We start from the raw sequence: 18808 nt of genomic DNA, 5'->3' as shown, positions 1-18808 counted from the left end.
GCGGTCACACTTCGAAGTTACGGACTCCGCGACTCTCAACCCATCCGGTGATCCACCCAGTTGACCCTGACACTCACCCCCTAGGGGATGGGGGTGCTAGCCCCACCATCGCCGGCCCGCTGTGCATCGAGGGACGTCTGCGACGGGGCGTGCGTCAGGGCGAGGCGATCGTCGCGACGACGGCGATGACGGCGAAGATGGCGAAGAACGTGCCGAAGACGAGCAGCAGCTTCTTCTGGCCGTTGCGGGGGTTCGGGTCGAGCACTGGCATACGGCAAGTTTCGCACCCCCGGGCCGCGGCGGGTCCGCCGGGGTGACGCTCAGCGGGCCGCCTCGTCCTCGACCGTGCGGTTGCGTCCCGCCAGGACCCCGACCGCCATCTGCGGGATCATGAGGCCGGCCATGAGCGCGATCGGGAGACCCCAGCCGCCGCTGTGCTGGTAGAGCACGCCGACCAGGAGCGGGCCGGGGATCGAGATCAGATAGCCGGTGCTCTGCGCGAAGCCCGACAGCTGCGCCACTCCCGCACTGCTCCTGGCCCGCATGCCGACCATGGTGAGGGCCAGCGGGAACGAGCAGTTGGAGACGCCGAGCAGCAGCGCCCAGACCCAGGCACCGGCGACCGGCGCGAGGTACAGGCCCGCGTACCCGACGAGGCCGCAGGCGCCCAGCGCCAGCACGATCGGTCCCTGGTGGGGCAGCCTGGTGGCGAGGCGCGGGATGACGAAGGCGAGCGGCACACCCATCACCATCGTGAGGGCGAGCAGCAGCCCCGCCGTGCCGGCGGGCACACCGGCGTCCCGGAAGATCTGCGCCATCCAGCCCATCGTGATGTAGGCGCCGGTGGCCTGGAGCCCGAAGTAGACGGCGAGGGCCCAGGCGGTGCGGCTCCGGGTGATCCGCAGCTGGGGTGCGGCCACGCGCGCGTGGTTCTCCGGCGCGGCGGACGTTGCCTTGCGGTCCCGCACGAAGGGAATCCACGGCAGTACGGCCACGGCCGGGAGCACCGCCCACACCGCGAGCCCGGTCTGCCAACTTCCGCCCAGCGCCTCGGTCATGGGCACCGTCACGGCCGCGGCGGACGCGGTGCCGAGGGCGAGGGCCATCGAGTACAGGCCGGTCATGGAGCCGACTCGGTCCGGGAACCAGCGCTTGACGATGACCGGCATCAGGACGTTGCTGACGGCGATGCCCATGAGGGCGAGGGCGCTGGCGGCCAGGAAGCCGGCCGTGCTGCCCGCGTACGGGCGCAGGAGCAGTCCGGCGGTGATGGCGACCATGCCCGCGCACACCACCGCGCCGGGGCCGAACCGGCGGGCGAGCCGGGGTGCCATGACGCCGAAGACGGCGAAGCAGAGCGGGGGCACGGAGGTGAGCAGTCCGGCCACGCTGCCGCTCATACCGAGCCCGTCGCGGACCTCTTCGAGGAGGGCGCCGAGGCTGGTGATGGCGGGGCGCAGGTTCAGCGCGGTCAGCACGATGCCGAGCACGACCAGCCGTACCGTCCACGTGCCGGTCCACGCGCGCGTGGCGGGCTCCGTCGTGGTGGGTGCCTGCGGGGTGCGTATTCGCGTGGACGTCGCCGTCCGGTTTTCCTCACGTGCCATGCGGCCCATCATAGAATCATGGGATGATTGGTTGTCCACCCCTGGGCCGCCCGGCCCCGGCCCTACCGTGCGAAGGTGTGCCATGCCCCTGAGCAACCCCCGCCGTTCGGCGCTGTCCGAGCAGGTCATCGCCGCGCTGCGGAACCAGATCACCTCGGGCGAATGGCCGGTCGGCACCCGCATCCCGACCGAGCCCGAGCTGGTCGAGCAGCTCGGTGTGGCCCGCAACACGGTCCGTGAGGCGGTCCGCGCGCTCGCGCACAACGGCCTGCTGGACATCCGCCAGGGCTCCGGCACCTACGTGGTGGCGACCAGCGAGCTGGCCGGCGTGATGCACCGCCGCTTCGCCGACGCCGACCCCCGGCACATCGCCGAGCTGCGCTCCACGCTGGAGTCGGGCGCCGCGCAGCTGGCCGCCGAGCGGCGCACCGAGAAGGACCTCAAGCAGTTGGACGCGCTCCTGCTGCGGCGTGAGGAGGCCTGGGAGTCGGGCGACACGGAGGCATTCGTGGCGGCCGACGCGACCTTCCACCTGGCCGTCGTCGCGGCGTCCCACAACGTCGCGATGATCGCGATGTACGCGGACCTGGGCGAGGTCCTGCGGGACTGGCTGCGCGACGACGTCGGCGCGGAGCTGACGCCGGAGTCGTACCTGGACCACGCGCGGCTGGTGGACGCGATCCGCGCGGGCGACGCGTCGGCGGCCGCGTCGGAGGCGGCGGGCTATCCGTTCCACTGCCGTCCGGGGCGCTTCAGCGCTCCTGCCGGTGGCTGACCCACGCCGAGCCGACCTCTTTCCAGCAGCGTCCGGTCAGCCGCACGGTCTGCGCGGGTTCGGCGTCCACCGGGGAGCCGTCACTGTCGATGTCCCACCAGCGGGCGCACTCCACGTGCAGGCTCACGCGGTCGGTCTCCGGATAGGGGTTGTGGCAGTACGCGGTCACATGGGAGCCGGTGACGTTGATCCGGCACGCGGAGCCGAACGGCTCCCAGGGCTCCGCTTCCGCTCTCGCGGCGTGCACGCGTGCGTGCGTGTGGGCCATCGCCTCGTACGAAAGAGGCACTACGAGGGCGACGGCAACGGTCGTCGAGGCCAGGCGGCGGGACAAGCGCACAACGGGACCTCCTCGGCCGTACGGGGGAGGGGCTCGCGTGATGAACGCGTACTCCAGACTGCGCTGTCGCAGGCCTCCCCCGCCTCGCCGGATGAGCCGAACGGGTGACGCCCCGCTCCCCCGCGCGCGGCGGGAGAACGGGGCGTCGGCGGCGTACGGGAGGTCAGGCGCCGATGGCGTGCAGACCGCCGTCCACGTGGACGATCTCGCCGGTGGTCTTCGGGAACCAGTCGCTCAGCAGGGCGACGACGCCCTTGCCGGCCGGCTCCGGGTCCTCCAGCTTCCACTCCAGCGGGGAGCGGCTGTCCCAGACGGACGCCAGCTCGGCGAAGCCGGGAATGGACTTCGCGGCCATGGAGCCGATCGGACCGGCCGAGATCAGGTTGCAGCGGATGTCGTGCTTGCCGAGGTCACGCGCCATGTAGCGGTTCGTGGCCTCCAGGGCGGCCTTGGCCGGGCCCATCCAGTCGTACTGCGGCCAGGCGAACTGCGCGTCGAAGGTGAGGCCGACGACGGATCCGCCCTCGGTCATCAGCGGCAGCAGCGCCATGGTCAGCGACTTCAGGGAGAAGGCGGAGACGTGCATGGCCGTGGCCACGGACTCGAACGGCGTGTTCAGGAAGTTGCCGCCGAGCGCGTCCTGGGGCGCGAAGCCGATGGAGTGCACGACGCCGTCGAGCTTGTCGCCCAAGTGCTCACGCACCTGGCTCTCCAGGCGGGCGAGGTGCTCGTCGTTGGAGACGTCGAGCTCCAGGACCTTGACCTTCTCCGGCTGGGGGAGCTTCTTGGCGATGCGCTCGGTGAGCGTAGGACGCGGCCAGGCGGTGAGGATGATCTCCGCGCCCTGCTCCTGGGCCAGCTTCGCGGTGTGGAAGGCGATGGAGGACTCCATCAGCACACCGGTGATGAGGATCTTCTTGCCCTCAAGGATTCCAGCCATGGTGATCAGTGACCCATTCCCAGTCCGCCGTCAACGGGAATGACGGCTCCAGTGATGTACGAGGCGTCGTCGGACGCGAGGAACCGCACCGCGGCGGCGATCTCGTCCGGCTGCGCGTACCGGCCGAGCGGGACCTGCGTCACGATGTTCGCACGCTGCTCCTCGGTGAGGACCTTGGTCATGTCGGTGTCGACGAAGCCGGGCGCGACGACGTTGAAGGTGATGTTGCGCGAGCCCAGCTCACGGGCGAGGGAGCGCGCGAAGCCGACCAGGCCGGCCTTGGAGGCGGCGTAGTTGGCCTGACCGGGCCCGCCGTACAGCCCGACGACCGACGAGATGAGCACCACGCGGCCCTTCTTGGCGCGCAGCATGCCGCGGTTGGCGCGCTTGACCACGCGGAAGGTGCCGGTGAGGTTGGTGTCGACGACCGCGGTGAAGTCCTCCTCGGACATCCGCATCAGGAGCTGGTCCTTGGTGATGCCGGCGTTGGCGATCAGAACCTCGACCGGGCCGTGCTCGGCCTCGATCTCCTTGTAGGCCTGCTCCACCTGCTCGGTGTCGGTGATGTCGCACTTGACGGCCAGGAAGCCGGCCGGCGGCTCTCCCGAGCGGTACGTGATCGCGACCTTGTCGCCGGCATCGGCGAAAGCGCGGGCGATGGCGAGGCCGATGCCCCGGTTGCCTCCGGTGACGAGAACCGAGCGGCTCAACGGATCACCCTTTCGATTGGGGTCTGAACACACCCGCCCGAACACTGGATGGCAGGCGGCTTCCCCGAAAACCTATCGGGCCGGTCGCGCCGGGGGACATTCGGGCACCGACAGTGGCTTGCGGGTGTCACTGTCGGGTCCCTACAGAAACTTGCGCAGTCCAGCCGGAAACGTGTGGTCCCTGGCCCCGGCCGCGCGACATGATCGGTGCCGACAGGCCACGACAGCAGGGAGACCTCCGTGCCCCATACGATCGATGAAGCCTTCACGGCGCTTCCGCTACGCGCCCTGGCCGACGCCGCGCTGGCACGCGCGCGTGCGCTGGGTGCCGAGCACGCGGACTTCCGGTTCGAGCGGGTGCGCAGCGCGTCCTGGCGGCTGCGGGACGCCAAGCTCGCCGGGTCGTCGGACACCACCGACCTCGGGTACGCGGTGCGGGTCGTGCACGGTGGCACCTGGGGGTTCGCGTCCGGGGTGGATCTGACGCTGGACGCCGCCGCCAAGGTCGCCTCGCAGGCGGTGGCGATGGCGAAGCTGTCCGCCCAGGTGATCAAGGCCGCCGGGTCGGACGAGCGGGTGGAGCTCGCCGACGAGCCCGTGCACACCGACCGGACGTGGATCTCGTCGTACGAGATCGATCCGTTCACGGTGCCCGACGAGGAGAAGTCGGGGCTGCTCGCGGACTGGAGCGCGCGGCTGCTGGCGGCGGACGGGGTCAATCACGTCGACGCCTCGCTGCTCACCGTCCACGAGAACAAGTTCTACGCGGACACCGCCGGGACCGTGACCACCCAGCAGCGGGTCCGGCTGCACCCGCAGCTGACGGCCGTGTCGGTGGACGAGTCGACCGGCGAGTTCGACTCCATGCGCACCATCGCGCCACCCGTGGGACGCGGCTGGGAGTACCTGACGGGCACCGGCTGGGACTGGGACGACGAGCTCGCGCGCATCCCCGAGCTGCTCGCCGAGAAGATGCGGGCGCCGAGCGTCGAGCCGGGGCCGTACGACCTCGTCGTCGACCCCTCCAACCTGTGGCTGACCATCCACGAGTCCATCGGCCACGCCACCGAACTGGACCGCGCCCTCGGCTACGAAGCCGCCTACGCCGGCACCTCCTTCGCCACCTTCGACCAGCTCGGCAAGCTCCGGTACGGCTCCGACCTGATGAACGTCACCGGTGACCGCACCGCCGAGCACGGCCTCGCGACCATCGGATACGACGACGAGGGCGTCGAGGGCCAGTCCTGGGACCTGGTGCGCAACGGCACGCTCGTCGGCTACCAGCTGGACCGGCGGATCGCAAAGCTGACCGGGTTCGAGCGGTCCAACGGGTGCGCGTTCGCCGACTCCCCCGGCCATGTGCCGGTGCAGCGCATGGCCAATGTCTCACTGCAGCCGGATCCGGCCGGGATGTCGACGGAGGATCTCATCGGCGGCGTCGACCGGGGCATCTACGTGGTCGGCGACCGGTCCTGGTCGATCGACATGCAGCGCTACAACTTCCAGTTCACCGGGCAGCGGTTCTTCAGGATCGAGAACGGGCGGATCACCGGCCAGCTGCGGGACGTGGCCTACCAGGCGACGACCACGGACTTCTGGGGCTCGATGGCCGCGGTGGGCGGCCCGCAGACATACGTCCTGGGCGGCGCCTTCAACTGCGGCAAGGCACAGCCGGGGCAGGTCGCGGCGGTCTCGCACGGCTGCCCGTCGGCCCTCTTCAAGGGCGTCAACATTCTCAACACCACGCAGGAGGCCGGTCGATGAGCGCCCGTACCAACAAGCCGCACGAGATCGTCGAGCGGGCCCTGGAGCTGTCCCGGGCCGACGGGTGCGTCGTCATCGCCGACGAGCAGTCGACCGCCAATCTGCGCTGGGCCGGCAATGCGCTGACCACGAACGGCGTCACGCGCGGGCGGACGCTCACTGTCGTCGCGACCGTGGACGGCAAGGAGGGCACGGCCTCCGGTGTCGTGTCCCGGTCGGCCGTGACCGTGGACGAGCTGGAGCCGCTGGTGCGGGCCGCCGAGGCCGCCGCGCGCGGGGCCGGGCCCTCCGAGGACGCGCAGCCGCTGGTGAGCGAGGTACCGGCGGCGCCGGACTTCACGGACGCCCCGGCCGAGACGTCGTCCACGGTGTTCGCCGACTTCGCCCCGGCGCTGGGTGAGGCGTTCGCACGCGCGCGTGCGGGCGGCCGGGAGCTGTACGGCTTCGCCAACCACGAGTTGGTGTCGACGTACGTGGGCACGTCCACCGGGCTGCGGCTGCGGCACGACCAGCCCAACGGCACGCTGGAGGTGAACGCCAAGTCCCCGGACCGTACCCGCTCGGCATGGGCGGGGCGCTACACGCGGGACTTCAAGGACGTGGACCCCACAGCACTGGACGCTGAGCTGGCCGTACGCCTCGGCTGGGCCGAGCGGCGCCTGGAGCTGCCGGCGGGCCGGTACGAGACGCTGCTGCCGCCGACCGCCGTGGCCGACCTGCTGATCTACCAGATGTGGTCGGCTTCGGGGCGGGACGCGGTCGAGGGCCGGACGGTGTTCTCCAAGCCCGGCGGCAAGACGCGTGTCGGCGAGCAGCTGAGCGAGCTGCCGCTGACGCTGCGCAGCGACCCGAACGAGCCGGGCCTGGAGTCCGCGCCCTTCCTGATCGCGCACTCCTCCGGGGGCGACCAGTCGGTGTTCGACAACGGGCTGCCGCTCGCCGCCACCGAGTGGATGAGCGAGGGCAGGCTGAAGCACCTCACCACCAGCCGGCACAGCGCGGGGCTGACCGGTCTGCCGGTGGCGCCGGGCATCGAGAACCTGATCCTGGACGGCGGCGAGGACCGCTCGCTCGAGGAGATGGTCGCGAACACCGAGCGCGGGCTGCTGCTGACCTGCCTCTGGTACATCCGCGAGGTCGACCCGGCGACGCTGCTGCTCACCGGCCTGACCCGGGACGGGGTGTACCTCGTCGAGAACGGTGAGGTGACCGGCGAGGTGAACAACTTCCGGTTCAACGAGTCCCCGGTGGGTCTGCTGGGGCGGGTGACGGAGGCGGGGCGTACGGAGAAGACCCTGCCCCGGGAGTGGAGTGACTGGTTCACTAGGGCGGCGATGCCGGCGCTGCGCGTCCCCGATTTCAACATGAGCTCTGTCAGTCAGGGCGTATAACCTCGTAGTCGGCTGTCACCCGACTGCCCGAGATCATCGAGGAGACACGAGAACCGTGACGGACATCGTCGACGAGCTGAAGTGGCGTGGCGTGATCGCCCTGTCCACTGACGAGGACGCATTGCGCAAGACGCTCGCGGACGGTCCCGTCACGTTCTATTGCGGTTTCGACCCGACCGCGGCCAGCCTGCACGTCGGCCACCTGGTCCAGGTGCTCACCATGCGCCGCCTCCAGCAGGCGGGCCTGCGCCCGCTGGCGCTGGTCGGCGGCGCCACGGGCCAGATCGGCGACCCGCGCCCGACGGCCGAGCGCACGCTGAACGACCCGGAGACGGTCGCGAACTGGGTGAACCGCCTGCGCGGCCAGATCGAGCCGTTCCTGTCCTTCGAGGGCGACAACGCCGCGGTGATGGTCAACAACCTGGACTGGACGGCCGGGCTGTCCGCCATCGAGTTCCTGCGGGACATCGGCAAGCACTTCCGCGTCAACAAGATGCTGACCAAGGACTCGGTGGCCCGGCGTCTGCAGTCCGAGGAGGGCATCAGCTACACGGAGTTCAGCTACCAGCTGCTCCAGGGCATGGACTTCCTGGAGCTGTACCGGCGGCACGGCTGCACGCTCCAGCAGGGCGGCAGCGACCAGTGGGGCAACCTCACGGCCGGTCTGGACCTGATCCACAGGCTGGAGCCGCACGCGAATGTGCACGCTCTGGCGACGCCGCTGATGACCAAGGCGGACGGCACCAAGTTCGGCAAGACCGAGGGCGGCGCCATCTGGCTCGACCCGGAGATGACGACGCCGTACGCCTTCTACCAGTTCTGGCTGAACGCGGACGACCGGGACATCTCCACCTACATGCGCATCCTGTCCTTCAAGTCCCGTGCGGAGCTGGAGGAGCTGGAGAAGCAGACTGAGGAGCGTCCGCAGGCCCGTGCCGCGCAGCGTGCGCTGGCCGAGGAGCTGACGACGCTGGTGCACGGCGCCGACCAGACGGCCGCCGTGATCGCCGCGTCCAAGGCCCTCTTCGGCCAGGGCGAGCTGGCGGAGCTGGACGACCGGACGCTGGCCGCGGCCCTCTCCGAGGTGCCGCACATCCAGGTCGAGCAGCTCGGCCCGGTCGTCGACCTCTTCGCCGAGGTCGGCCTGGTGGCCAGCAAGTCCGCCGCGCGGCGCACCGTGAAGGAGGGCGGGGCCTACGTGAACAACGTCAAGGTCGCCGGCGAGGACGCGGTGCCCGCGAAGGAGGACCTGCTGCACGGGCGGTGGCTGGTGCTGCGGCGCGGGAAGAAGAACCTGGCGGCGGTCGAGGTCACCGGGGTCTGAGCGGACGTACCCATGGCGATGGTGCGGCCTCCTGGAAGGGAGGTCGCCCCCTCGCCGTGATCACGCCCGCATCGCCGTGATCACGCTCGGTCTCGCTGCTTCCGCTTGCCCAGCGTCGCCATGTACAGCATGTCGCCCAGGTACACGATGATCACCGCGGCGACGACCTGGAAGATGTGCCGGCTCCAGTCGATGCCACGGGTCGACTCGACGCCGAACGCCCGGGCGACGGAGTTGCCGACGATGGCCCCGAGGATGCCGAAGATCGTGGTCAGCCAGAGCGGGCTGTGCTGTTTGCCCGGGATCAGCAGCTTCGCGATCAGACCCAGCACGAATCCCACGATGATCGCCCACAACCAGCCCATGGCTGCCTCCTCGTCCGGCTCGGGGTGAGCAGTACGCCCAGTCTTGGGTCCGGCCCTGGTACGCCGCATGCCGGGTACCGCCGTACGCGTTACGGCTGGCGGCGTTCCTCCAGGTGACAGGTGCCCCGGTCTCGTAGGCGGCGGAGGCGAGGCGTAACGTGGGAGATGTCCCGGCCCGGGTCCCCGACCGGGGGGCGGACGGGTACGGGCGCGGGGAGAGTCCGATGCGGGCGGATGGTGGAATCTGATGCGGAAGCTGCGCGCGAGCGGCCACACCGAGGTGTTCCGGATCACCGGGGCCCGGGCGGGTCTCCAGGACGATGTGCGCGCCCGGCAGCGCCGGTACATCATCTCGATGTCGGTCCGCACGGTGTCGGTGATCCTCGCGGCCTCACTGTGGAACGTCGAACGGCACGTCGCGATCGTGGCGTTGGTGCTCGGGGCGGTTCTGCCGTACATCGCGGTGGTGATCGCCAACGCGGGGCGGGAGAATGCGCCAGGTCTGCCGTCCACGTTCGTGGCCGCGCCGATGCGGCCGATGATCACGCCGCCGCGGACGGATGACGGTTTCGCGGAATCGGTCCCGGAAGATGTGGTGGGCGACTCCGCGCCGGGCGCACAGAGCAAACCGCGCGACGGCGTGTGATGCCGCGGACCCCTTCCCTCCGGAAGCCGACTCCAAGCCAAGCTCAGGAAAAGCTCAGATCAATAGTGTTGTTCCGGTGCCGGGCGACGGGCTACCCGTGACATACTTCGTAGGCGCTCCGCATCCCCCGTCGGAGCGACAGACCGACGCCGGGCAGCTCCCCCCGTGGCTGCTCGGCGTCGCCTTTTGTGCGCGAATCTGTGGGACGAATCTGTGAGTGACGAGACGCCGATCTGCTCCGCCAAGGGGTGCCGTGCCGACGCCGTGTGGGTGCTGGCGTGGAACAACCCGAAGATCCACACGCCGGAGCGGCGCAAGACGTGGCTCGCCTGTGAGGAGCACCGCGAGCATCTGTCGCAGTTCCTCGGGGTGCGGGGGTTCTTGAAGGACGTGGTCCTGCTCGCGGAGTGGGAAGAGGTCCCCTCAGCCACCGATGGCTGACATCGGACGGTCCGGCTGCACGAACGACGGGTCGTCCAGGCCGGCTCCTGCCTTCTTGCCCCACATCGCCAGCCGCCAGATGCGCGCTATCTCCTCATCGGGGGCGTCGGAGCGCAGCGCTGCTCGCAGGTCCGTCTCCTCCGTGGCGAACAGGCATGTGCGGACCTGACCGTCGGCCGTCAGGCGGGTGCGGTCGCAGGCCGAGCAGAACGGGCGGGTGACGGAGGCGATGACGCCCACCACATGCGGGCCGCCGTCGACGAGCCAGCGCTCCGCCGGGGCCGAGCCACGCTTCGCCTCGCCCTCGGGGGTCAGCTCGAAACGGGTGCGCAGGGACGTCAGGATGTCCCCGGCGGTGATCATGCCGTCGCGCTTCCAGCCGTGCTGGGCGTCCAGGGGCATCTGCTCGATGAAGCGCAGTTCGTAGTCGTGCTCCACGGCCCAGGCCAGCAGGTCGGGGGCCTCGTCGCCGTTCAGGCCCGGCATCAGCACCGAGTTGACCTTGACCGGGGTCAGGCCCTCCTCGCGGGCGGCGTACAGGCCCTCGATGACGTCCTTGTGGCGGTCGCGGCGGGTCAGGGTCTTGAAGACGTCCGGGCGGAGGGTATCCAGCGAGACGTTGACCCGGTCCAGGCCTGCGGTCTTCAGGGCGGCGGCGGTGCGCTTGAGGCCGATGCCGTTGGTGGTCAGCGACATCTGGGGGCGGGGCTCCAGGGCCGCGACGCGCTCGACTATGCCGACCAGTCCGGGGCGCAGCAGGGGCTCGCCGCCGGTGAAGCGGACTTCCTCGATGCCGAGGGAGGTGACGGCGATGTCGATCAGGCGGACGATCTCGTCGTCCGTGAGCAGGTCGGGCTTGGCCAGCCACTGCAGGCCCTCCTCGGGCATGCAGTAGGTGCACCGCAGGTTGCAGCGGTCCGTCAGCGAAACCCTCAGGTCGGTGGCCACTCGGCCGTAGGTGTCGATGAGCACGTGGGCCCCCTCCCTCGTCACGACCAGATTCAACTTCCTACACCTGCGAGCCTACGTGACCGCGCTGACAGCGACACCGGCCCGATCCCACGACGTACGACGCGGTCGCGTCGTAGGGATCTACGACGCGACCGCTCGGAAGGCTCTCTCAGGGGGTTGCTAGTGGGCGCCGGTGCCGGTCAGGGACCGGACCTCCAGCTCCGCGTACTTGCCGGCGTCGGGCTCCTCCTTCGACAGGACCGTGCCGAGCCAGCCCATGAGGAAGCCGAACGGGATGGAGATGATGCCCGGGTTCTTCAGCGGGAACCAGGCGAAGTCGACGTCCGGGAACATCGCCTTCGGGTCGCCGGAGACGACCGGCGAGAACAGCACCAGGCCGACGGCGACGATCAGACCGCCGTAGATCGACCACAGCGCGCCCTGGGTGGTGAACTTCTTCCAGAACAGGCTGTAGAGGATCGTCGGCAGGTTGGCGGAGGCCGCGACCGCGAAGGCCAGGGCGACCAGGCCGGCGACGTTGAGATCGCGGGCGAGGGCGCCGAGGAGGATGGAGACGGCGCCGATGCCGATGGTCGCGAGGCGGGCCGCCCGGACCTCCTCCTTCTCGGTGGCCTGGCCCTTCCTGATGACGTTCGCGTAGATGTCGTGGGCGAACGACGAGGACGAGGCCAGCGTCAGGCCGGCGACGACCGCGAGGATCGTCGCGAAGGCCACCGCCGAGATGGTGGCGAGCAGGATCGCGCCCCACGCCGAGTCCACGCCGCCCAGATGCAGGGCGAGCAGTGGTGCCGCCGTGTTCCCTGCCGGGTTGGACGCGATGATCTCTTCCTGGGAGATCAGCGCCGCGGCGCCGAAGCCGAGGGCGATGGTCATCAGGTAGAAGCCGCCGATGATGCCGATCGCCCAGTTCACGGACTTCCGGGCGGCCTTGGCGTTGGGAACCGTGTAGAAGCGGATCAGGATGTGCGGCAGACCGGCGGTGCCGAGGACCAGGGCGATGCCGAGGGAGATGAAGTCCAGCTTCGAGGTGCCGGTGGCGCCGTACTGCAGGCCGGGCTCCAGGAAGGCGGCGCCCTTGCCGCTGTTCTCGGCTGCCTTGCCGAGCAGGTCGGAGATGTTGAAGTTGAACTTCAGCAGCACCAGGAACGTAATGAGGATCGTGCCGCCGATGAGCAGCACGGCCTTGACCATCTGGACCCAGGTGGTGCCCTTCATGCCGCCGATGGAGACGTACACGATCATCAGGACGCCGACGAGGCCGACGATGAGGATCTTGCCCGCGTCGGAGGTGATGCCGAGCAGCAGCGAGACCAGGACACCGGCGCCCGCCATCTGGGCCAGGAGGTAGAAGATCGACACGACGATCGTGGAGGTGCCGGCCGCCGTGCGCACCGGGCGCTGGCGCATGCGGTACGCGAGGACGTCACCCATCGTGTAGCGGCCGGAGTTCCTGAGCGGCTCGGCCACCAGGAGCAGGGCGACCAGCCAGGCGACCAGGAAGCCGATGGAGTACAGGAAGCCGTCGTAGCCGAAGAGGGCGATGGCGCCGGCGATGCCGAGGAAGGACGCGGCGGACATGTAGTCGCCGGAGACGGCGAGGCCGTTCTGGAAGGCGCTGAACGACCGTCCGCCGGCGTAGAAGTCGGCGGCGTCCTTGGTCTGGCGGCCCGCCCAGACGGTGATGAACAGGGTCGCAACCACGAAGCAGGCGAAGAGGGTGATGATCAGCGGCCGGTGCTCGCTGGCCTCGTTCGCGGCAAGGGTCATAGCGGGGCTCATGCGCCGCCCTCCATACGGGTCTTGATGGCCTCGGCCTTGGGGTCGAGCTTGGCGCCGGCGTGGCGCGAGTACCACCAGGCAATGAGGAACGTGGTCACGAACTGGGCGATACCGAAGACGAACGCGACGTTGATGTTGCCGAACAGCTTGGTGCCCATGAAGTCGCCCGCGTAGTTGGAGAGCAGGACGTACAGCAGGTACCAGGCGATGAAGGCGACGGTCAGCGGAAAGGCGAAGGAGCGGTAGGAGCGGCGCAGTTCAACGAACTCCGCGCTCTCGTGCACCTCGACGAACTCCTCGGTGGAAGGGAGTTTGTGTTGCTCTTTCGAGGGGGGCGGTGCGTCGGTGGCCACGGAGTCTCCTCGCGTTGCGGGCGCTGTTGCGACGGTGGACGGGGACGGTTCGGGGAGGGGGGACGGATCAGGAGTGGGGGGCGGATCGGGTACGGGCATGACGGCTCTGTTCCTCGCAGTGACGCGGATCACTTGAACCGGCTGGCGATGTTAGGGCCCCGGCGCGTGATCCAACAGGGGGCTCGATCGTGCTCGCGCCTCCTGTCCAAGGTCACGGCGCCACGCAAGGACCGGTTCAACTCCCCGCACTTCTTTCCGAAGTCGATCGGTCGGATTGCTGGCCAGCGGGTTCGGGGATAGCTTCGCCTCTGCACCACTCGTCATGTACCTGCCTGAGCGCCAACCGGTGTCTCGGGCGGTCTCGTTCCGGATGATGTGGAGAACCCATGGCTCATCTGCGGTCCAGACGCCGACTCGGCCTCGCCGTCCCGCTCGCCCTGTCGCTGACGGCCTCGCTCGGCTTCCTGCCGACGGCGGCATCGGCAGCCGCACCTCCCGCGCAGCCCGTCGCGCAGGTCACGGACGGGCCCGCTCTGGCCTACGTCGTCAACACCCGCCAGGACCGCCGCACGATCGAGTCGGTGAAGAAGGCGATCGCCACGGCCGGCGGAACGGTCGTGATCGCGTACGAGAAGATCGGCGTGATCGTCGTCCACTCGGCGAACCCCGACTTCGCCAAGGCGATGCGCAAGGTCCGGGGCGTCGAGTCGGCAGGTGCCTCGCGCACGGCCCCCCTGACCGCCGCCGGGACCACGGACGAGGGCCCCGCCCAGCTCATGACGGAGCAGCAGGCGGCGCGGACGCAGAGCGCCGCGGCGGGCGCCGAGGAGCCTCTCGAGGCCGACCAGTGGAACCTGCGTGCCATCGGCGCCGACCGGGCGGCGAAGATCAACCCCGGCAGCCGCAGGGTGACCGTCGCCGTGATCGACAACGGCGTCGACGACACCCACCCCGACCTCGCGCCGAACTTCTCCGCAAGCCAGTCCGCGAACTGCGCGGGCGGCAAGGCGGACACCAGCCCCGGCGCGTGGCGGCCGTACACCACCACCGACGCGCACGGCACCCATGTGGCGGGCGAGATCGCCGCGCCCCGCAACGGCATCGGCATCGCCGGTGTCGCCCCCGGCGTCAAGGTCTCCGCCATCCAGGTGAGCGACCCGGTCAACGGCCTCTACTACCCCGAAAGCGTCGTCTGCGCCTTCGTGTTCGCCGCCGATCACGGCGTCGAGATCACCAACAACAGCTACTACGTCGACCCGTGGCTCTACAACTGCATGGACGATCCCGACCAGCGGGCCATCGTCGACGCGGTCAACAGGGCCCAGCAGTACGCCCAGAGGAAGGGCACGCTCAATCTGGCGTCGGCCGGCAACTCCAACCACGACCTCGCCTCCGACGCGATCGTCGACGACAGCAGCCCCGACGACTCGACCCCGGCCGAGCGCACCGTCGACCCGTCCGAGTGCTTCGACGTACCGACGCAGCTGCCGGGCATCGTCACGGTCAGCGCGACGGGCGTGCAGAACGTCAAGTCGTACTACTCCACCTACGGTTACGGCGTCATCGACATCGCGGCGCCGGGCGGCGACCGGCTCTACCAGATCCCGGACACCCCGTCGAAGAACGGCCGCATCCTGGCCACCCTCCCGGACGGCAAGTACGGCTTCCTGCAGGGCACGTCGATGGCCTCCCCGCACGCCGCGGGCGTCGCCGCGCTGCTGAAGTCCCGGTACCCGCACGCGAACGGCGCCCAGTTGCACGCGCTCCTCAAGGCCCAGGCGGACAACCCGGGCTGCCCGGAGTCGTACGACCAGGACGGCGACGGTAAGCAGGACGCGGTGTGCGAGGGCGGCAAGCGGTTCAACGGCTTCTACGGGTTCGGCATCGTCAACGCGCTGGACGCCGTCGACTGAGTCGAAAACGACTCCGTTGACTGAGTCAAATACTGCATAGTGCAGCCATGACTCCGATCAGCACTCCGATCAGTTCTGCCTGGTCCGCGGTGGGCGGCGATCCCGCTCTTCTTGCGCGGGTGTCGACCGTGGTACGGGAAGGCGCGTTGCGTGCGCGCCTTCCCGTACGGGAACTGGCGCGCGCGTGCGTGGGCGCGTGCGCGCTGGCCGCCGCCGAGTTGGGGGCGCGGCGAGCCGGGCTCGCCGAGGTGCCCGGGGTGCGGCTGGACGACGGGGCGATCGCCACCGCGTTCGTGAGCGAACGGCATCTGCTGGTCGACGGGCGCGCGCCGGTCAACTTCGCCCCGCTGTCGCGGTTCTGGCGCACGTCGGACGGCTGGGTGCGCACGCATGCGAACTTCCCGCATCACCGGGCCCGGCTGCTGACCGCGCTGGGCGTGCCGGAGGAGGATCCGGACGCCGTCGGGGTGCTGCTCGCCGAGCGTCTTGCGCTCGAGGTGGAGGAAGCCGTGTACGCGGCCGGCGGGCTGGCCGTGGCGCTGCGTACGCCCGAGGAGTGGACGGCGCACGAGCAGGCGGTCGCGGTGGCCCGGCGGCCGCTGGTCGAGCACGAGCGGTCGGACACGGCACGCGCGCGTGCGCTCTCGCCGCTCGACGGCTCTGTCCTGCTGCCCGCCGCCGGAGTGCGCGTACTGGACCTGACGCGGGTCATCGCAGGACCGGTCGCCACCCGCACCCTCGCCCTGCTCGGCGCCGACGTCCTGCGCGTGGACCCGCCCCAACTGCCCGAACTGCCCGACCAGCACGCCGACACGGGCTTCGGAAAGCGCTCGGCGACGCTGGACCTGACGACGGACCGGCGCGCCTTCGAGGACCTGCTCGCGTCGGCGGACGTCGTCGTCACCGGCTACCGGCCGGGCGCCCTGGACCGGTTCGGGCTGTCCGCGCGGGAGCTGGCCGAGCGGCGGCCCGGGCTGATCGTCGCGGAGGTGTCGGCCTGGGGCGCGTACGGGCCGTGGGGCGGGCGGCGCGGGTTCGACAGCCTCGTACAGGTCGCCACCGGGATCGCCGCGACCGAGGGAGGCATGGCCGACGGATCGGCCGGGCGGCCCGGTGCGCTGCCGGCACAGGCCCTCGACCATGGGACGGGATACCTGCTGGCGGCTGCCGTGCTGCGAGCTCTGACCGAGCAGTTGGACCAGGGGTACGGCCGTCGCGTACGGCTGTCGTTGGCGCGTACGGCGAAGTGGCTGACGACCGGGATCCGGCCGGGCCCGCAGGGGGTCTCGGCGTCGGAGGCGTCGGAGGCGTCGGAGGCGTCGGAGGCGTCGGAGGCGTCGGAGGCGTCGGAGGCGTCGGAGGCGTACGACGCTCCCGACGCCTGGCTCACCGAGCGGGACAGCGCGCTCGGGCGGCTGCGGTACGCCCGGACGCCGGTGTCGTTCGCGGGCGGTCCCCTCGACTGGGCGCGGCCGCCGGGGGCTTGGGGCACGGATTTGGCGCGGTGGGCCTGAGCGCCGGAGGGCAGCGGCGCCGTACCCCCGTACGGAATGCCGCACCACCACTTGTTTTCTGGTGCTTGCCCGACTATGTGATTTTTGTGAAGATCTTGAGGTGACGTTGACAAGACCTTCCCCCGCCATGATCGACGGGAGCACTCCAAGACCGCGCCCCGGCGTCAGCCGGGCCGTGGCCGTTCTCGTCCTGGTCGCGCTGGCGGCGCTGGTCCCCCTGCTCGGGCCGTCGGCCGCGCTGCACGGCACCGGGGAGGCCGCGGCGCCCGGCACCGGTGGGATCGGACTGCTGCGCACGGTGCTGTTCACGGCGCTGTGCGTCCCGGTGGGCGAGTTGTTCGTGAACCGGCTGGCCCGGTCCGTGCCCGGCGCTCCGCCGGCCATGCCCCGCAGTTGGGCGCCCTACGCCGCGGCGGCCGGTTTCGTCGCCGCACTCGCCCTCGCGTCGGTCGTGTCCACCGGCAACCTCGTGCCGAGCAGTCCGGCCGACCTCGACGTCGGCGGCCTCTCCGCGACACGCGACGGCAAGCTCGCGCTGCTGGAGGTCAACGCCTTCGCCCTCGCCGGGCTGTGCGCCCTCTCACGCCGGCCGGCCACCCAGCTCTGGCCACTGGCCGCGGTCGTGGTCGCCGAGGCGCTGCGCGCGCACCCCACCACCGAGCACAGCCCGTTGCTGGGCTCGGGGCTGACGCTGGTGCACCTGACGTGCGCGACGCTCTGGGTCGGCGGGCTGCTGTACGCCCTGCGGACCCTGCGCGGATGGAGCGTCAGGGAGGCGGGGGCCGCCCTGCTGGGCCTCTACGCGCGCGTGGCGGCCGTCCTGCTCGCCGCCATCACGGCCACGGGGGTGTGGAGTTCGCTGCGCCGGATGCCGCCGGACACGGTCCTGCAGCAGCTGACCGAGACGGCGTACGGGCGTGTCCTGCTGGCCAAGGTGATCCTGATGGTGGCCGTGGTCGCGCTCGCCCTGTGGGCGCGGATCCGGCTGCGCCACGCGGCCGACCCGCTGGCCGCCTGCTCGCCCGCGCGGGCGGAGGTCGTCGCCCTCGGGGTGGTGGTCACCGTGTCGGGGCTGCTGACGGCGCTGCCGGTGCCGATCCGCTGGTGAGGCGCTACACCCCCGCCACGTCCAGCAGCGTCCCGGCCAGGTAGGTGACCCCCATGGCCAGCGCCCCGCCCGCCATGTTGCGCAGTACCGCGCGGGGCGGGGCGGCGGCGCCCAGGCGTGCGCTGCTCCAGCCGGTCAGGGCGAGGGCGGCCAGGACGGAGGCGACGGTGACCGCGAGCCGCCAGTCCGCCGGCGGCAGCACCATCGCCAGCAGCGGCAGCAGCGCCCCGGCCGTGAACGCCAGAAAGCTCGCCCACGCCGCGTGCCACGGGTTGGTCAGCCGGTCCGGGTCGATGCCGAGCTCCACGCGCGCGTGTGCCTTCAGCGCGTCCCGTTCCGTCAGCTGGACCGCCGCCTCCACGGCCACCTCCCGGGACAGCCCGCGCCGTTCCAGCAGTTGCGCCAGTTCCGCCAGCTCCGCCTCCGGCTGTTCCCGCAACTCCCTCTTCTCCAGGGCCAGCGCCGCCTTCTCCGAGTCGCGCTGGGTGGAGACCGAGACGTACTCCCCCGCCGCCATCGACATCGACCCGGCGAGCAGCCCGGAGAGCCCGGCCGTGAGCAGGGCCGCCCGCTCGTCGGTGGCGCCGGCCACGCCGACGACGAGCCCCGCGGTCGAGACGATGCCGTCGTTCGCTCCGAGAACCGCCGCCCGCAACCAGTTCAGCCGCGTGCCCAGCGCGCCGCCGTGGGCCTCGTCATGCGTTGGTTCGGTCATATGCGGAGGATCGCACCGTGGCGGACATCGGGAACGTACCGACGCTCCCGGACCGGCTCCTGGCGCAGCACGGGCAGCGGGCGCCGCTGCCCGGGGTCCGCAACACCGCGCGCACGCCGACCGGTTGACGCGCTGACGTTCGCGACGCTCG

Annotated in this window: 19 protein-coding genes; 9 read left to right on the top strand and 10 right to left on the bottom strand. The window is 70.7% G+C overall.

What is annotated here, in order from left to right; genetic code table 11:
• Positions 1-154: 154 nt before the first annotated feature.
• Positions 155-271, bottom strand: coding sequence for an SGM_5486 family transporter-associated protein (locus tag OHT51_RS32965; protein WP_328882557.1), 117 nt, complete (start codon positions 269-271; stop codon positions 155-157).
• A 49-nt stretch (positions 272-320) separates the two neighbouring features.
• Positions 321-1619 carry a CynX/NimT family MFS transporter gene (locus OHT51_RS32960; protein WP_328882556.1) on the bottom strand — a complete coding sequence of 433 codons (1299 nt, stop codon included), beginning with the start codon at positions 1617-1619 and terminating at the stop codon, positions 321-323.
• Between the two features lie 70 nt (positions 1620-1689).
• On the opposite strand from OHT51_RS32960, the gene OHT51_RS32955 reads away from it, so the two are divergent.
• Positions 1690-2382: a FadR/GntR family transcriptional regulator gene (locus tag OHT51_RS32955; protein ID WP_328882555.1), complete on the top strand. Its 693-nt coding sequence runs from the start codon at positions 1690-1692 to the stop codon at positions 2380-2382.
• On the opposite strand, the gene OHT51_RS32950 is transcribed toward OHT51_RS32955, so the two are convergent.
• The 3 genes from OHT51_RS32950 to fabG form a co-directional block, all read right to left on the bottom strand.
• Complete coding sequence (locus tag OHT51_RS32950) at positions 2360-2722, bottom strand: hypothetical protein (protein ID WP_328882554.1); 363 nt, start codon at positions 2720-2722, stop codon at positions 2360-2362. The genes OHT51_RS32955 and OHT51_RS32950 overlap by 23 nt on opposite strands.
• Positions 2723-2885: 163 nt before the next feature.
• Positions 2886-3662 carry an enoyl-ACP reductase FabI gene (gene fabI / locus OHT51_RS32945; protein ID WP_328882553.1) on the bottom strand — a complete coding sequence of 259 codons (777 nt, stop codon included), beginning with the start codon at positions 3660-3662 and terminating at the stop codon, positions 2886-2888.
• 5 nt (positions 3663-3667) lie between these two features.
• A complete protein-coding gene (fabG, locus tag OHT51_RS32940) occupies positions 3668-4372 on the bottom strand; it encodes a 3-oxoacyl-[acyl-carrier-protein] reductase (RefSeq protein WP_328882552.1) in 705 nt (234 codons plus the stop codon).
• Between the two features lie 240 nt (positions 4373-4612).
• Between fabG and OHT51_RS32935 the strand changes: the two genes are divergently transcribed.
• Genes OHT51_RS32935 through tyrS form a run of 3 tightly spaced genes read left to right on the top strand, consistent with a single transcriptional unit; the run spans position 4613 to position 8851 of the window.
• Entirely contained in the window at positions 4613-6136 is a 1524-nt protein-coding gene (locus OHT51_RS32935) for a TldD/PmbA family protein (RefSeq protein ID WP_328882551.1), read from the top strand.
• Positions 6133-7527: a metallopeptidase TldD-related protein gene (locus tag OHT51_RS32930; RefSeq protein WP_328882550.1), complete on the top strand. Its 1395-nt coding sequence runs from the start codon at positions 6133-6135 to the stop codon at positions 7525-7527. Before OHT51_RS32935 ends, OHT51_RS32930 begins: the two co-directional genes overlap by 4 nt.
• Before the next feature lie 55 nt (positions 7528-7582).
• Positions 7583-8851 carry a tyrosine--tRNA ligase gene (gene tyrS / locus OHT51_RS32925; RefSeq protein WP_328882549.1) on the top strand — a complete coding sequence of 423 codons (1269 nt, stop codon included), beginning with the start codon at positions 7583-7585 and terminating at the stop codon, positions 8849-8851.
• An 80-nt stretch (positions 8852-8931) separates the two neighbouring features.
• Here the strand turns inward: tyrS and OHT51_RS32920 are convergent, their stop codons facing one another.
• Positions 8932-9216: a GlsB/YeaQ/YmgE family stress response membrane protein gene (locus OHT51_RS32920; RefSeq protein ID WP_328882548.1), complete on the bottom strand. Its 285-nt coding sequence runs from the start codon at positions 9214-9216 to the stop codon at positions 8932-8934.
• Positions 9217-9463: 247 nt separating this feature from the next.
• Here OHT51_RS32920 and OHT51_RS32915 point away from each other — a divergent pair, with 247 nt between their 5' ends.
• Both OHT51_RS32915 and OHT51_RS32910 read left to right on the top strand, forming a co-directional pair.
• Complete coding sequence (locus OHT51_RS32915) at positions 9464-9862, top strand: DUF3099 domain-containing protein (RefSeq protein WP_328882547.1); 399 nt, start codon at positions 9464-9466, stop codon at positions 9860-9862.
• 213 nt (positions 9863-10075) lie between these two features.
• Positions 10076-10303: a hypothetical protein gene (locus OHT51_RS32910; protein ID WP_328428660.1), complete on the top strand. Its 228-nt coding sequence runs from the start codon at positions 10076-10078 to the stop codon at positions 10301-10303.
• Here the strand turns inward: OHT51_RS32910 and moaA are convergent.
• The 3 genes from moaA to OHT51_RS32895 all read right to left on the bottom strand — a co-directional run bounded on the left by moaA (position 10286) and on the right by OHT51_RS32895 (position 13407).
• Positions 10286-11275: a GTP 3',8-cyclase MoaA gene (moaA, locus tag OHT51_RS32905; protein ID WP_328884521.1), complete on the bottom strand. Its 990-nt coding sequence runs from the start codon at positions 11273-11275 to the stop codon at positions 10286-10288. The genes OHT51_RS32910 and moaA overlap by 18 nt on opposite strands.
• A 159-nt stretch (positions 11276-11434) precedes the next feature.
• On the bottom strand, positions 11435-13054 hold the full coding sequence (locus OHT51_RS32900) for a solute symporter family protein (protein ID WP_328882546.1): 1620 nt from the start codon (positions 13052-13054) through the stop codon (positions 11435-11437).
• Positions 13051-13407 (bottom strand): DUF485 domain-containing protein, encoded by a 357-nt coding sequence (locus OHT51_RS32895; protein ID WP_328882545.1) that lies wholly within the window; start codon positions 13405-13407, stop codon positions 13051-13053. Before OHT51_RS32895 ends, OHT51_RS32900 begins: the two co-directional genes overlap by 4 nt.
• Positions 13408-13793: 386 nt before the next feature.
• On the opposite strand from OHT51_RS32895, the gene OHT51_RS32890 reads away from it, so the two are divergent.
• The 3 genes from OHT51_RS32890 to OHT51_RS32880 all read left to right on the top strand — a co-directional run bounded on the left by OHT51_RS32890 (position 13794) and on the right by OHT51_RS32880 (position 17942).
• Positions 13794-15320, top strand: coding sequence for a S8 family peptidase (locus tag OHT51_RS32890; RefSeq protein WP_328882544.1), 1527 nt, complete (start codon positions 13794-13796; stop codon positions 15318-15320).
• A gap of 47 nt (positions 15321-15367) precedes the next feature.
• On the top strand, positions 15368-16834 hold the full coding sequence (locus OHT51_RS32885) for a CoA transferase (protein WP_328882543.1): 1467 nt from the start codon (positions 15368-15370) through the stop codon (positions 16832-16834).
• A gap of 127 nt (positions 16835-16961) precedes the next feature.
• Positions 16962-17942, top strand: a complete 981-nt coding sequence (locus OHT51_RS32880) for a CopD family protein (protein ID WP_328882542.1) — start codon at positions 16962-16964, stop codon at positions 17940-17942.
• Between the two features lie 4 nt (positions 17943-17946).
• Here the strand turns inward: OHT51_RS32880 and OHT51_RS32875 are convergent, their stop codons facing one another.
• Positions 17947-18657, bottom strand: a complete 711-nt coding sequence (locus tag OHT51_RS32875) for a VIT1/CCC1 transporter family protein (RefSeq protein ID WP_328882541.1) — start codon at positions 18655-18657, stop codon at positions 17947-17949.
• Positions 18658-18808: the final 151 nt, after the last annotated feature.

This window comes from Streptomyces sp. NBC_00299, from assembly GCF_036173045.1.
Lineage (GTDB): Bacteria > Actinomycetota > Actinomycetes > Streptomycetales > Streptomycetaceae > Streptomyces > Streptomyces machairae.
This window is presented reverse-complemented; position numbering and strand designations above follow the sequence as displayed.